Origin of the sequence: Corynebacterium sp. HMSC072A04 (assembly GCF_001809235.1) — a bacterium.
GTDB classification, from domain to species: domain Bacteria; phylum Actinomycetota; class Actinomycetes; order Mycobacteriales; family Mycobacteriaceae; genus Corynebacterium; species Corynebacterium hiratae.
On sequence record NZ_KV796793.1, the window covers coordinates 74,470 to 87,456 of the forward strand.

The following is a 12,987-nucleotide window of genomic DNA, read 5'->3' on the forward strand; positions in this document are numbered from 1 at the left end:
TTTCACCGAGGCGTGGCTGAGGCCTTAATTCAAGCCTTAATTGCTGCGCCTTGTAGCTGCTGCGGCCTGCTCGGGGACAAAGGCTGCGAGGAGTTTTTCGGGGTTGGTGGATCCGATGAGCCAGTAGGGCGTTGGATCTTCGGGGTCATCGAGGACGAGCATGACGTGTTCGGGTACCCAGCCGTGTGTGACGAGGAAGGCAGCCGGATCGAGCTGTGGACCGAGCGCGTTGCGGCGTGCAGTGGCCGGCACCGCGGTACTGCGGGCGACAACATCGTTCGGCAGCTGCGCGTCCTTGACGGTGAGCCACCGTGTGCCGTCGGCATCCTGTTCCACCTGCACCACCGTGTTGGACCATGTCAGCAGGACCCACGCGGCGATGGCACTGAGCAGGATGGCGGGGACGATGACCCACATGATTCCACGGTTGAGGCTGACTGTGGCGGTGGAGATCGCTACAACAAAGGCCGTCATCAGCCACCAGTACCACGGCACCCATTGGCGCTCACGGTAGAGGATCACTGGGGAAGCGGCTGGTGCCGAGGGGGAAGCAGACGAAGAACTCGAAGTCATGACCTTCGAGTCTAGCCGTCGGGGAAGGGGAGAGCCCAACACGCAGAGTAGGCGCGGCTGCCAGGCTGACGCGGCTTCCAGCCCTGACGGTTGGGGATGGAGGGGACAAGGTAGGCTGGGCCGCGTGAATGAGCAACACCCTCTCGTAGATCCAGTTAGTCCCTTCGGCGACATTCAGGTCAAGCGCCTTGATAAGGAGCTTCCGCTACCGCATCGCGCTCACGGCGGCGATGCGGGCGCGGATCTCTACGCTGCTCACGACGTTACTTTGCGGCCCGGCGAGCGCGCTCTTGTCGGTACGGGCATTGCCCTTGCCCTGCCGATGGGCACGGTAGGCTTGGTCCACCCGCGCTCGGGCCTGGCGGCCAAGCACGGCATCTCCGTCGTGAATACCCCCGGCACCATCGACGCCGAGTATCGCGGTGAGATTAAAGTATGCCTCATTAATCACGACCCAGAGGAGACCTTTGAGGTCACGCGGGGAATGCGTATCGCGCAGTTGATTGTCCAACGCGTGGAGCTGGTGGGCTTCCAGGAAGTCGAGGAACTTGATGACACCGCTCGTGGCGACGGCGGGTATGGATCAACCGGCGTTAACTAAGTTCAACAAAGCAGACACGGAATGAGGAAGGCTTAAACTATGGCGATGTGGCCCTTTGGAAAAAAGAAGAAGAACTCTGCCGTCCACCAGGAAGAGGCGGCTACCGAGGCCGTGGCCGAGGACACCACCACAGTGAACCCGGCAGCGGAGAACGCAAACGATGGCGCCACTGAGGCCGCTCCCGAGCCAACCACTGGTCTTGTCCGTGAGGATGAAGATGATGCTCAAGCTTCTCTAGCCGTGAAGGCTGTGGCTCACGATGCCATCAACGGCGACATGGGTCCCTACGATGGCGATAATGTCGACATCGCTGAGTTTAACTTTGAGGACTTCTCCGTAGGCCTGTTGGATCTGGGCTCACTGCGCATCCCGCTGCCGAAGGGCTCACAGGTCCAGGTGGAGATGGGCCAGGAAGGCCCGCGCATGCTCCACATTCTCACCCCACACGGCCGCATGACCCCAGTGGCCTTTGCCGCGCCGCGCACGCCGGGGCAGTGGGCGGAGTCTGCGGAGGACATCATCAAAGGCTTGGAAGCCGATGGTTTCGCTGCCCACCCGGAGGATGGCCCGTGGGGTTCTGAGATCGTTGGCAGCAGCGAGAAAGGCGGCATACGCATCATTGGTGTAGAGGGGCCGCGGTGGATGTACCGCCTGACCCTGGCCGCACCTGCCGGCAAGGAAGAGGAATTGGCGCAGCTAGGGCGCGAAGTCGTTGCCCGCACCTTTGTCTACCGCGGTGAGGATCCCATCCTGGCTGGCAGCTCCCTGCCTGTCACGCTTCCGCAGCAGCTGGCTGAGCAAGTTCAGCAGGCGCTGAAGGAACGCCAGCAGCAGGCCGCGCAGGCAGCCAGCGCGGATAGTGCAGCGCCAGCGGACACGGCCACGGAAACAGAAAAGACCGCGGAGTCCCAGGCCCGCGAGCAGTTGCGCGACCTCGAAGACAACGAGAACAAGTAGCGCACTTCAGCCTGCCGGCCAGACCCCTCCGGCACTACCGAAAAGGACCCCTTAAGCACGTGACCAGCCCTACTCCCGAAGAGCGCGAGCCTTACCGCCCCCCGGCGTCTGCGCATGACCCCGATACCACCGAGCGCGCTACTGAACCTGCCCCTGAGCCATCCTCGAATCCTGGCGCCGACATGGCGGCAGGACAAGCGACGGTGTCGCCAGAAGCTGATCCGGAGCCGTCGTTGCTCGACCAGATGGGTGGGCTGACCGGGCTCGTGTCTGCGACCCTGCCCGTGCTGGTTCTCATCCCGGTCAACAACGTCTGGGGGTTGGGGCCGGCGCTTGTTGCGGCACTGGGCGTGGCGCTGGCTATCAGCCTGTGGCGCCTTGCCCGCAAGGAAACCCTGCAACCAGCTTTTTCTGGTCTGCTGGGCGTGGCCATCTGCGCCGGAATCGCGTGGTTTACCGGGGATGCCAAAGGCTATTTCCTCTACGGAATTTGGATGTCGCTCGTGCTGTTCATCGTCGCGATCGTTTCCATTATTCTGCGCTGGCCGCTTGTCGGCGTGGTATGGAAAGGCCTCAACGGTGAGGACATGGGGTGGCGCACAGTGCCACGGGCGCGACGCTCCTATGCCTATGCCACCGCCGGGTGGGCGACGGTGTTCATCGCCCGTTTTGCGGTGCAACGCGCGCTCTACGATGCCGATGCCACCACAACGCTTGGTATCGTCCGCATTCTCATGGGCTGGCCGTTAACGGGTATTGTCACCCTCCTCACTATCTGGATGGTGCGCCGCGCGAATGCCGCCGTGGAGGAAGCACAGGGCAGCGACACTACGTCGCAGGGCGGCGACAACTCTAAGGAGAAGATCCATGACCGCGACTGATCACAACTTTGCGAAAGATCAGAGCGCCGCTGCCGGAAGCCTGAGCAAAGGGCAGTCATTCGACACCACCATCGAACGTATGGGGCACGGCGGTGTCGGAATCGGGGCGGCCCCCGACGGACGCGTGTGCTTCGTCTCGGGTGCCTTCCCCGGCGACCATGTCACGGTGACTGCGACCAAGGTGAAGAAGTCCTTTGTGGAAGCCGCGCTGAGTTCCGTCGTACAACCTGGGCCCTACCGTGTCGAGTCTGTGTGCCCGGCCGCGCAGCGTGGCGCCGGCTGTTGTGACTTCGCTGAGCTCGATCCCGCGGCGGAGCCAGACATCAAGGTCGCAGTCTTGCTCGATCAGCTGCGCCGCGTGGCTCACATCGAGGATGCTCCCGACGTCGAGACCATCGATGTGGCACCGCATCGCGGGTGGCGTACGCGGGTGCGGTTGGGCGTCGACAAGCAGGGCCGTGCTGGTCTGCGCAAGCGTGGCTCCACGGAGCTCGTCACCGACGTTGCGTGCAGCCAGCTGATTCCGGGGCTCGTCGACGGCCTAGTGGGGCCTGATGCCCGTACCTTTAATCCAGGTGCAGAGGTAATCGCGGTCATGGATAGCGACGGCAATAGGCACGTCGTGGAAACCCGGAAGGCGCCGCGGGGGCGGCGAATCGAGACCATTCGAGAGGTCATCGAGGCGCCAACTGAGAATGTGGTGCAGCGTGCTGACGGCCACGAGTTCCGCTTCCCGCCCACCGCTTTTTGGCAGGCGCACGTCGGAGCACCGGACGTTTACACCAGCCTTGCACGCGAGTGGCTCGGCGCAGAAGGCCACGGGAACGGCGGTGAACCTGAGGCAGCGGACGAGCCCGCTGTACATGCAGTGGCCTGGGATCTGTATGGCGGCGTTGGTCTGTTCGTTCCCGCGCTCGCAGATGTCACCACACCCCAGGGCGGGCACACGGCCGTGTATTCCGTCGATTATTCGCCCGCAGCAGCGGCGCCGCAGCCGGGGCTCGCAGGCATTGACGTGCACTTCCGCACCGCCAAGGTGGAGCAGGTGGCCAGCCAGCTTCCGCAGCCGGCGTCGGTGATTTTGGATCCGCCGCGTACCGGTGCTGGCAACGACGTGGTGGCCGCTGTCGCCGCGGCAAAGCCGCAACGCATCCTGCATATCGGTTGCGATCCCGCTACGTTCGCCCGGGACTTGGCTGCTTGGTCGGAGCATGGTTACCGCGCGAAGCGCCTCGCCATGGTGAATGCTTTCCCCGGAACGCATCACTTTGAAACCCTGGCACTCCTGGTTCCACTGGCCTAGGGCGCACAGGGGGCGCCGCGGGAGTGGTCGGGCAATGATTGACGCGTCACGCGTGTCAACGGGTACGGTGGTAAAGAAGAAAACGATCGATGAAGGGGTTTAAGGCAAGCTCTATGGGCATTCTGGATTCCATTCAATCACCAGGCGATCTTAAAGCCCTGAGCAAGACGCAACTGGTTGAGCTCGCGGCGGAAATCCGTCAGCGCCTTATTGAGAAGGTGTCCGCTACAGGCGGCCACCTAGGCCCTAACCTGGGCGTCGTGGAGCTCACGGTGGCGATCCATCGCGTCTTCGATTCCCCGCGCGATCCCATCGTCTTCGACACGTCACACCAGTCCTACGTGCACAAAATGCTCACGGGCCGCGCCTCCCAATTCGATACTCTGCGTCAGAAGGGCGGTTTGTCCGGCTACACGGATCGCGCAGAGTCAGAACACGATTGGACCGAATCCTCGCACGCCTCGGCAGCGCTATCCACGGTGGACGGGCTCTCCAAGGCTTTCAAGATTCGGGGTGAATCCCACCGCAATGCCGTGGCGGTCGTGGGCGATGGCGCCCTTACCGGCGGCATGTGCTGGGAAGCCCTCAACAACATTTCTGCCGACAAGGACCGCAACGTTGTCATCATCGTTAATGACAATGGGCGTTCCTATTCGCCGACGATCGGTGGCCTCTCAGAGAATCTGGGGCGCATTCGTGCGCAGCACGGATACGACGAGTTCATGGCGCTGGGCAAGAAGCGCCTCAAGTCCATGGGTTGGGTAGGCGAGCGCACCTTTGATGCATTGCACGCGGTCAAGGAGGGTGTGAAGTCGACCGTCATGCCCACGGAGATGTTCCCGGAGCTGGGCATCAAGTACATTGGCCCGATTAACGGCCACGACATTGAGGCAGTTGTGCGGGCGCTGAGCTACGCCCGCGACTATGACGGTCCCATCATCGTGCACACGGTCACCGAGAAGGGGCATGGCTTTGCTCCTGCGGTCAACGAGCCGAAGGACCAGATGCACTCCACCGGCGCCATCGACCCGGTCACCGGTGTATCTAAGGGACAGAAGCAACCGGGGTGGACCGCGGCGTTCTCGGAAGAATTGATCAAGGCGGGCCACGCCCGCGAGGACATCGTTGCCATTACTGCCGCCATGGCTGGGCCGACGGGGCTAACCCCCTTCCAAGAGGAGTTCCCGGAGCGCTTTTTTGATGTCGGCATCGCTGAGCAGCATGCCATGGCTTCTGCATCCGGTCTGGCGCTGGCCGGGATGCACCCGGTGGTGGCGGTGTACTCTACGTTCCTCAACCGTGCGGTGGACCAAGTCATCATGGACATTGCGCTGCTCAAGCTGCCAGTGACCATTGTCCTCGACCGCGCCGGTGTCACGGGCTCTGATGGCGCTTCACACAACGGTGTGTGGGATATGGCGCTCATGAGCATCGTCCCCGGCATGCGCATCGCCGCCCCGCGCGATGGTGCCCGCCTGCGGGAACTCTTTAACGAAGCCATCGCAATCGAGGATGGCCCGACCGTGGTGCGCTTCCCCAAGGGCAACCTCCTTGATGACCGCGACGAACTCAAGCGGCTCGATGACGGGGTAGACATCCTGAGCTATTCCGATGCTGCTGCCGCTACGGAGGAGGCTACTGATGTGCTTATCGTCGCCATCGGTGCCATGAGCGCGCGTTCCCTGGGTGCAGCTGAGCTGCTCGAAGCCCAAGGCTTCAACGTGACCGTCGTGGACCCGCGCTGGCCGGTACCGGTACCGCAATCCATCATCGCGTTGGCGGCCGATCACGATCTCGTGGTGACGGTGGAGGATGGCATCCTGCGGGGCGGTGTGGGGTCCATGGTGGCCGAGGCCCTCGACGCCGCCGATGTGGACACTCCAGTACACAGGCTCGGCGTACCCGGCTGCTTCCCCAAGCATGCCAGCCGTGGAGAAATCCTCGAGGACTTTGGCTTGACCCCGGAAGGCATTGCGAACTCAGTGCGTGAGTGGGTAGCTGCACGCGATGCTGAGGAGTCTGCTAAGAGCGCGGGGGAGTAGGGCGCATCCGGGCTAACCCGCGCTGCAGGAGCGGCGTGGCCAGCTCGACTTGCCAGTCGCGCGCGCCCTGGGAGCGCAGGAAATCGGGGAGATCGGCATCTTCCGCGATCTCCCCCGCGACGCCGCCTTCTGGCCCGAACGCTGCCCACACCGCTGTACGTATCAGACTGGGTTTGAGGATCAGCTCGTAGCTCATGCGCAGTTCGTCACCGAGGTCCTCGAAGTCATGGCGGATCTCGCAGTAGAGCTGCCACAGCTCGGGAAAATCCCGGTTAAATACTGATTTGGAGGGCACCGGGCGGGGGCTGCGCAGTGGCTTTGGCCACTCCTGGCGCGGGCTGTCCAGCGCAGTCGTGACGGCATCGAGCCAGCGCAACGTAGCCCCACCGCGGCGGCGGGGGAAACCTTTAATCTGATTGATGTCGTGCGGGGTGCGAGGCACGCGGCGCGCTATGTCCACGAGCACGCGGTGCGGCAGCACCCGGTTGGGGGCGATGTCCTGGGAACGTGCGATGGATTCGCGGCGTTGCCACAACTCGCGAGCCACGGCGAGCTGTTCGCGTGTGCGTAGCGAAGACACACCTTTCAGCTCCCGCCACGTTCGAGGCTCAGGGCCGGTAATCCCGGCATGCTCGTCCACGATCCGGTCGAATTCTTCAAAGGCCCAGTCGAGTTTGTCTTCTTCCGCAAGGATGTCTCGCAACGTCACAGCAAGTTCGTTGAGCAGCTCCACGTCGAGCGCCGCGTAGTTGCGCCATGTCCGGGGAATGGGTGTTTGGGACCAATCGGAATCGCCGTAACCCTTTTCCAGTTCGACGTCGAACAGCTCCAGCACCATCGCCCCCAGGTTGGGATGCGCAAAACCGGCGAAGCGGGCGGCAAGCTCGGTATCGAACAGTGTTCCGGGGTGTAGCCCCAGCCAGGCCAGACAGGGAAGATCAGAAGGGGCGGCGTGGACTACCCAGTCCTGGCCGTTGAGCACCGGCGCTAGCGCGGAACTCAGTTCATGCCGACGATTCTCCGGGGCAAACAAAAGCGTGCCTGCGCCTTCCCGGCGAATTTGCACTAGAAAGGCGCGGTCATCGAAGCGGTAGGCCGACGCGCGTTCGGTATCAATTGCGAAGGGTCCAGTCCCCGCGGCCAGGCGCGCGGCACCCGCCTGGAACTCACGGGGAGAAAGCAGGACTTTTGGCGTGCCGTCGGCGGGGACCTGGCGCAGTTCGCTCATGTTAGCGCCCGAGCTCGGTGACGCCCTCGGGCGGCAGGCCTGCGACGAGAGAAAGCACCTGTGCAAAAGCCTCGACGTGTGGGGCAAGATCCAGGTCGGCTGCAGTCCAGGACGCGCGCATTTCCAACTGATAGGCGCGCGGAGGGCCTCCGATCTCGCCGAAGCGCACCGAAGCAGTCGAGGTGACAGTACCTCCGAGGTTGGTGTGTGTTGCCTCGCGCACGTCGAGGGATTCGGTGAGCCACTCCCAGGCGACGTCGGGAAGCAGCGGGTCCCCGGCTACGGCATCCTCCAAGTCTGCCTGGATGTAGGCCACCAGGCGCATCGCACCTTCCCAGGCTTCCTCAGCGCCTGGGTCGTGCAACAGGATAAGGCGGCCGAAGGCATCACCCTCAGAGTCGGTGGGGATAGCCTCCTCCTGCTCGTGACGCTCAACCTCCAGGCCAATGGCATGGCTGAACGGGGCCAGTCGCTGCGGGGGTCGGATGGTGCCCAAGGTGATTTCTGGGCGCAGCTGCGCAGCGTGGAGGGACTCGACGGCCTCCGTGAAGGCAGCCGGAGTGCTCGGTTCTGCGGGGCGCGATTCGGCGGGAGAGGCGGCGGCGCGATCGTGCAGGTTGGTCGGTGCCCCTGCAAGGTTGCGCGAAGAAACGTCGGAATTGCTCACGGGGTTCAAGGTATAAGCTCCGCCCGTGTGGCGGTGGAAGGCGCGCCGAAAGGCTAGTGGCGCGCGAGGGCGTCTCCAACTTATGATGGATAAGAAACTTTGTCGGTTGAAAAAAAGGAGAGAGGCATGTCGAAGGTCAACTTCGCCGAGCTCAACAAGGTCCAGCGCTACTCGCAGCACGCGGTGTTCCAGGTCATCCCGGGGGCGCTGGGCACTGAGCGCGAGGAGATCGTCGCGCAGGCGCAGAAGTTCTTCTCTGAGCTCGAGGAAGCAGGCGTGGTTATCGTGCGCGGTATCTACGATCTGTCCGGAATGCGGGAGAGCGCTGACTTCATGATCTGGTGGCACGCTGAGGAATTCGCCGACATCCAGAAGGCCTTCGCGGACTTCCGCCGCGAGACCGTCCTGGGCCAGGTCTCTGAGGTGACGTGGGTAGGAAACGCCTTGCACCGCCCGGCGGAGTTCAACAAGTCCCACCTGCCGTCCTTCATCATGGGCGAGGAGCCCGGTGAGTGGATTTCCGTCTACCCCTTCGTGCGCTCTTACGACTGGTACACCATGGACGAGGAAAAGCGCCGCCGCATCCTCATGGAGCACGGCATGCAGGCGCGTGATTATCCGGACGTGCGCGCGAACACCGTGCCGGCCTTCGCGCTGGGTGACTACGAGTGGATCCTGGCCTTTGAGGCCCCGGAGCTGCACCGCATCGTGGATCTGATGTACCTCATGCGCTACACCGAGGCGCGCCACCACGTGCGCGAGGAGATTCCCTTCCACACCGGTCGCCGCGTGAAGGATGTGGCTGAGCTCATCGCGATTTTGCCTTAAAGGGTCGTTATAGCGCCGGAAGCCGGTTGAGGGTTTAGTCCTCGACCGGCTTTTCTTCTAGGTTGAGGCAGATGGAATTGATGCAGTAGCGCAGGTCCGTCGGCGTATCGTATCCCTCGCCTTCGAAGACGTGGCCTAGGTGGGACTCGCAGTTGGCGCACAGCACTTCAATGCGGCGCATGCCCAGTGAATTGTCCTCGCGCTCAATGACGGCGTTGCCAGCCAAAGGGGAGAAGAAGGACGGCCATCCGCAGTGCGATTCAAACTTTTCCGTGGAGCGGAAGAGCTCGGCGCCGCAGGCTCGGCAGGAGTACACGCCTTCGGTGGTGGTGTTGGTGTATTCGCCGACGTGCGGTGCCTCGGTGCCGGCCTCACGCAGGACGTGGTACTCCTCAGGACTCAGGCGCTGGCGCCATTCGGTATCGGCAATGAGCTTGAAATCAGTCATGCGGGAATCTTATCGCTCGACTGAGCTTGCCGGCTAGCCCCTCGTTCCGCGCTCCACCAGCCGGCCACGGAGGCAGCGGTCACGACGATGAGCAGGCCCCACCCGATGGTGGCGATGAACACGCTCATCCAGTGCGCGGCGGTGGGCATGCTGGACGACGTCCACTCGAGCGGCGCCAAGAATAAAAATGCGGCCAACCATGCTCCCCACGTGTGGAAGACCGAGCGGCCCAGCACCACCGTAAACAGCATTGGGATAAGCCACATGGAGTAGTATTGCTGTCCCAAGGAGGAAAGGAAGAAGATCCCGACCATGATGGCACCACTTGTGCTCAGCGCCCAGAAGGTCGGCTCGCTGTCGCGCCAGCGCAGCAGACCGAGGATCGCCACTGCGGCTAGCGCCGCGAAAAGGATCCAGATGGGGTAGTAGATGACGCCGGGGAGATCGAAGTAAGCGCGCACGCCCGGCCATGAGGCGTTGGCGTAGTCGCGCGTGGTGGACAGGTAAGGAAGAAGGTTGGCGCGGAAGCCTTCCGCGCCCGGAACGAACGGCCATGCAGCAACGTTGCTCCCCAGCGGTATAGCCACGCCCAAACCTAAGGTGAGCCAGCGCTTGCGCACCAAGGCGAGGAAGAGCAGCGGGGCAAATTGCGGCTTAACCAGAATCGCCAGACCGATGCAGAGTCCAGCGGCCCATCCGTGTTTATCCAACAAAGCCAGGAACGCCACCATCGCGAGCAGCAACAAGCCATTGATGTTGGTAAAGACCAACGTGTTGATGACTGATTCGGTAGCGAAGGCTGCGGCGATGCTGACCGGCCACAGCGGGCCCCGCAGGCTGTGACCTACGAAGCGGGTCAGCAGGGCCAAGGCAGCGACGATGGCAGCGGCGTTGGCCAGAATGAAGGCGATGCGCGCGTGTTCCTCAGACACGAGTCCTAAGGGAGACAGCAGGACGGTGGCCCCTGGGTTATACAGGTAGAGCGGTTCCACGAAGGAATAGTTCTGTTCATAAACCGGGTTGCCTTCCCACAACCTCCGGATCGCGCGGTAGACGGTGCCGAAGTCATCAGTCACCGAGCCGTTAACAGCGAGCACGAACACGCGGTGAAGGACTAAAACGATGGCGGCGGGCCAGGCGGCGGCCGTCCACAGTCGCGCGGAAGCTGGGGATGAGGGAGCCGGAGAAGTCACGGCAGCAAAGTTTACGGGGTTTGTGCGCGCCGGTAGCGCAGAAACACCGTGCTGTCGACGGTGTCGACGTTCTCCAGCTCGAGCTTGAGCGCGGGGGAGGTGGCCTCGCCGTCGACGACGGGCTTTTCGACGGAAGGGGAAAGGTGCGGATCGAGCGTCAGATAAAGCTGGTCGACGAGGCCTTCTGCGATAAAGGCGGAATAAACGGATGGGCCACCTTCGCAACTGATGCGGCGCGCGCCTAGAGCGTGAAGAGCTGAAACAGCCTCGCTCATGGTTCCGGTACCTGTGCTGATGACTTCGGCACCGGCGTCGGCCAAGCGCCGTGCCTCGGGCGAAGACGCGCGCTCTGCCGGGGTAAGCACGATGGGGCCTGCTGCAATGAAATCCTCGAAACCGGCAAAATCGAGGGAGTGGCTAAGCACGGCGAGGCGCGTGCTTGTCGACGGCCCATATTCCTCCGCCTTCACCGTGGCTGAGCCGACGACGGCAATATCGGACCACTCGCGTAAAGCCGCCAAGAGCTCGGCGTCAGTGTCGTTACCCATGGGACCGGAAGTGCCATCGATGGTGGCGGAGCCGTGGAGCGTACTCACCGCAATCAAGCGGATTCCTTCTCGGTCTGGCCCCAGTAGGCGTTCTATCAGCGCAGTGTCACTCATGGCGCCCCACGGTACCGCAAAGGGTGGCTACTGCCTGGGGAAGTGGATCTCATGCCATTAGGCGCGCTGGAGCCGCCATGTGCCGAAGCGCAGCGCGCAGGCTCCCCAATGGAGCAATAAGAGCACCAAGAGAACGAAGGACAACCGGTGCCAGCCTTCATTCCATGAACCTAGGCACAGTGTTCCGACCGGGAAGGTCGAGCCCCACCAGCCGGGGCTGTAGGGAGTCCACTCGAAGACCGCTCGGTAGAAGCAGTACATTGCGAATGCGACGCAGGGTGCTCCAATGGTGAACATGATGATGCCGTAGAGGTGGGCGTCAAAAAGCAGTGTCGAGGCTGCCGTTGACTGTCCAACCACGCCGAGCGGGATCCACGCTGTCCCTGCAGCTGCCCCGCGCGGCCTTTCTCGGCGTTGTACAAGGGACCAGTAACAGTAGGCGAATAGTGGAATTGCGGTGATGAACGTGAGGAAGAAGCATAACTCGCCGGCAAAGTGGTAGAACTGCCCGTGGTTGATAGCCAACTGACCTGCGGAGGTCGCCGCCACCATGGGAGAAACAAGTGCCAGGCCCCAAGGAAAAGCGGGCTTGTCGTAGAGGTGCGGCTGTTTGAACAACCCCCATAGCTGCCACAAACAGACCACCACCGATAGCGGTGCACCAATCCACCAACTTGCCAACTGGAAGGCATCGCTTCCGGTAAGCGCGGTCCATGCCGAGCCGCACGCCAGCAGCCCCATCGTGTACATGCCCCACGCCGCCATGTTCTGGTGCCGGGGAGGCTCATTCTTCGTCCCCGCGGTAACAATCACCAGCAGCACCGCTGCGATAAAAGCGAAGACGAACTGCGCTACGCCTAAACCATGCAACCCCGACAAAGTCGATGCAATCGAGGTACCCATCAAGGCACCGGCCCAGGCCGGGCCGCACTTTGGCAACCGCATAAAATCACCCTATTCCTGCACTTGTTGCTATCGAACCCTTATGGAGCAATCGGATAAGTGTGCGAGGGGGACAGGTTCAATGTCATGCAGTCTTGTGTAACCGTGCCGTGTCCCCAACGCGTCGAGGTTTTCGTCTAGCCCTTGTGGCCAAGATGAGGCACAATGAGAAAACGCCCCCGCGAGAAACCATTAATGTAGATTTATAATCCACATAGTATCCACGCGAAGGCTTGTGCCACATGCTGCAGGTCTCTGACCTGCAGTTATGATGGTGGTTCTAGCTGGGATTGAACCAGCGACCTTTCCGGTGTGAACGGAACGCTCTCCCACTGAGCTATAGAACCTCGGTGCAGCACTTAAGGTACACCGCGCGTGTAGTAACCCCCTAATCGTCCAGCTCAAACGCGCTTTAAGCTGTATGTGTGGGCGCTGGCTGTCGTGGTGGAATCGGTAGGGGGTCTCTTGTTGTCATCGCCGCCGCTCGCTGTAACTGCAGTCTCAATCACACTGATGTAATCCGCAGGCTTTGGGGAGTCTGGGGATTAGTGCCGTGGGCTGCGGATTTGGAAACTACGGCGGCGCACGATAAAGTTTCTTCTCGCACCACGGCATACCGGCCGGGAACGTGCAATGCGGATGTAGCGCAGTTGGTAGCGCAT

13 protein-coding genes and 1 tRNA gene are annotated in these 12,987 nt (G+C 62.3%); 6 read left to right on the top strand and 8 right to left on the bottom strand.

The window, feature by feature from the left end; genetic code table 11:
* Nucleotides 1–36: 36 nt before the first annotated feature.
* Entirely contained in the window at nt 37–573 is a 537-nt protein-coding gene (locus HMPREF2565_RS08195) for a DUF3093 domain-containing protein (protein WP_070513157.1), read from the bottom strand.
* A gap of 124 nt (nt 574–697) precedes the next feature.
* On the opposite strand from HMPREF2565_RS08195, the gene dut reads away from it, so the two are divergent.
* The 5 genes from dut (at nt 698) to dxs (ending at nt 6,357) form a co-directional block, all read left to right on the top strand.
* Entirely contained in the window at nt 698–1,174 is a 477-nt protein-coding gene (gene dut / locus HMPREF2565_RS08200; RefSeq protein ID WP_070516901.1) for a dUTP diphosphatase, read from the top strand.
* A gap of 39 nt (nt 1,175–1,213) precedes the next feature.
* Complete coding sequence (locus tag HMPREF2565_RS08205) at nt 1,214–2,131, top strand: DUF3710 domain-containing protein (protein WP_070513160.1); 918 nt, start codon at nt 1,214–1,216, stop codon at nt 2,129–2,131.
* Between the two features lie 182 nt (nt 2,132–2,313).
* Nucleotides 2,314–3,012, top strand: coding sequence for a DUF3159 domain-containing protein (locus tag HMPREF2565_RS08210; RefSeq protein WP_070516979.1), 699 nt, complete (start codon nt 2,314–2,316; stop codon nt 3,010–3,012).
* On the top strand, nt 2,999–4,315 hold the full coding sequence (locus tag HMPREF2565_RS08215; protein WP_070516903.1) for a class I SAM-dependent RNA methyltransferase: 1,317 nt from the start codon (nt 2,999–3,001) through the stop codon (nt 4,313–4,315). Before HMPREF2565_RS08210 ends, HMPREF2565_RS08215 begins: the two co-directional genes overlap by 14 nt.
* A gap of 113 nt (nt 4,316–4,428) precedes the next feature.
* On the top strand, nt 4,429–6,357 hold the full coding sequence (dxs, locus tag HMPREF2565_RS08220; protein WP_070516982.1) for a 1-deoxy-D-xylulose-5-phosphate synthase: 1,929 nt from the start codon (nt 4,429–4,431) through the stop codon (nt 6,355–6,357).
* On the opposite strand, the gene HMPREF2565_RS08225 is transcribed toward dxs, so the two are convergent.
* Together HMPREF2565_RS08225 and HMPREF2565_RS08230 are read right to left on the bottom strand one after the other, a co-directional pair.
* Entirely contained in the window at nt 6,338–7,585 is a 1,248-nt protein-coding gene (locus HMPREF2565_RS08225) for an HRDC domain-containing protein (RefSeq protein ID WP_070547096.1), read from the bottom strand. The two genes, dxs and HMPREF2565_RS08225, sit on opposite strands and share 20 nt — an antisense overlap.
* 1 nt (nt 7,586) lies before the next feature.
* Nucleotides 7,587–8,252, bottom strand: a complete 666-nt coding sequence (locus HMPREF2565_RS08230; RefSeq protein ID WP_175973075.1) for a DUF3000 domain-containing protein — start codon at nt 8,250–8,252, stop codon at nt 7,587–7,589.
* A gap of 126 nt (nt 8,253–8,378) precedes the next feature.
* Between HMPREF2565_RS08230 and hemQ the strand changes: the two genes are divergently transcribed.
* Nucleotides 8,379–9,080: a hydrogen peroxide-dependent heme synthase gene (gene hemQ, locus HMPREF2565_RS08235; RefSeq protein ID WP_070547094.1), complete on the top strand. Its 702-nt coding sequence runs from the start codon at nt 8,379–8,381 to the stop codon at nt 9,078–9,080.
* A 34-nt stretch (nt 9,081–9,114) separates the two neighbouring features.
* Here the strand turns inward: hemQ and msrB are convergent, their stop codons facing one another.
* From msrB to HMPREF2565_RS08260, 5 genes are all read right to left on the bottom strand, one after another.
* A complete protein-coding gene (gene msrB, locus HMPREF2565_RS08240; protein WP_070547092.1) occupies nt 9,115–9,528 on the bottom strand; it encodes a peptide-methionine (R)-S-oxide reductase MsrB in 414 nt (137 codons plus the stop codon).
* Nucleotides 9,525–10,721 carry a glycosyltransferase family 87 protein gene (locus HMPREF2565_RS08245; RefSeq protein ID WP_070547089.1) on the bottom strand — a complete coding sequence of 399 codons (1,197 nt, stop codon included), beginning with the start codon at nt 10,719–10,721 and terminating at the stop codon, nt 9,525–9,527. Before HMPREF2565_RS08245 ends, msrB begins: the two co-directional genes overlap by 4 nt.
* Nucleotides 10,722–10,732: 11 nt before the next feature.
* A complete protein-coding gene (locus HMPREF2565_RS08250; protein WP_070547087.1) occupies nt 10,733–11,383 on the bottom strand; it encodes a dihydrofolate reductase family protein in 651 nt (216 codons plus the stop codon).
* Nucleotides 11,384–11,440: 57 nt separating this feature from the next.
* Nucleotides 11,441–12,328, bottom strand: coding sequence for a TDT family transporter (locus HMPREF2565_RS08255; protein ID WP_070547084.1), 888 nt, complete (start codon nt 12,326–12,328; stop codon nt 11,441–11,443).
* 269 nt (nt 12,329–12,597) lie between these two features.
* Nucleotides 12,598–12,672, bottom strand: a tRNA-Val gene (locus tag HMPREF2565_RS08260).
* Nucleotides 12,673–12,987 lie beyond the last annotated feature (315 nt).

Bases quoted from the DNA above. Each gene is read 5' to 3' on its own strand.
- HMPREF2565_RS08195 (WP_070513157.1), bottom strand. From the start codon at position 573: ATGACTTCGAGTTCTTCGTCTGCTTCCCCCTCGGCACCAGCCGCTTCC.
- HMPREF2565_RS08205 (WP_070513160.1), top strand. From the start codon at position 1,214: ATGGCGATGTGGCCCTTTGGAAAAAAGAAGAAGAACTCTGCCGTCCAC.
- HMPREF2565_RS08210 (WP_070516979.1), top strand. From the start codon at position 2,314: ATGGCGGCAGGACAAGCGACGGTGTCGCCAGAAGCTGATCCGGAGCCG.
- HMPREF2565_RS08215 (WP_070516903.1), top strand. From the start codon at position 2,999: ATGACCGCGACTGATCACAACTTTGCGAAAGATCAGAGCGCCGCTGCC.
- dxs (WP_070516982.1), top strand. From the start codon at position 4,429: ATGGGCATTCTGGATTCCATTCAATCACCAGGCGATCTTAAAGCCCTG.
- HMPREF2565_RS08225 (WP_070547096.1), bottom strand. From the start codon at position 7,585: ATGAGCGAACTGCGCCAGGTCCCCGCCGACGGCACGCCAAAAGTCCTG.
- hemQ (WP_070547094.1), top strand. From the start codon at position 8,379: ATGTCGAAGGTCAACTTCGCCGAGCTCAACAAGGTCCAGCGCTACTCG.
- msrB (WP_070547092.1), bottom strand. From the start codon at position 9,528: ATGACTGATTTCAAGCTCATTGCCGATACCGAATGGCGCCAGCGCCTG.
- HMPREF2565_RS08250 (WP_070547087.1), bottom strand. From the start codon at position 11,383: ATGAGTGACACTGCGCTGATAGAACGCCTACTGGGGCCAGACCGAGAA.
- HMPREF2565_RS08255 (WP_070547084.1), bottom strand. From the start codon at position 12,328: ATGCGGTTGCCAAAGTGCGGCCCGGCCTGGGCCGGTGCCTTGATGGGT.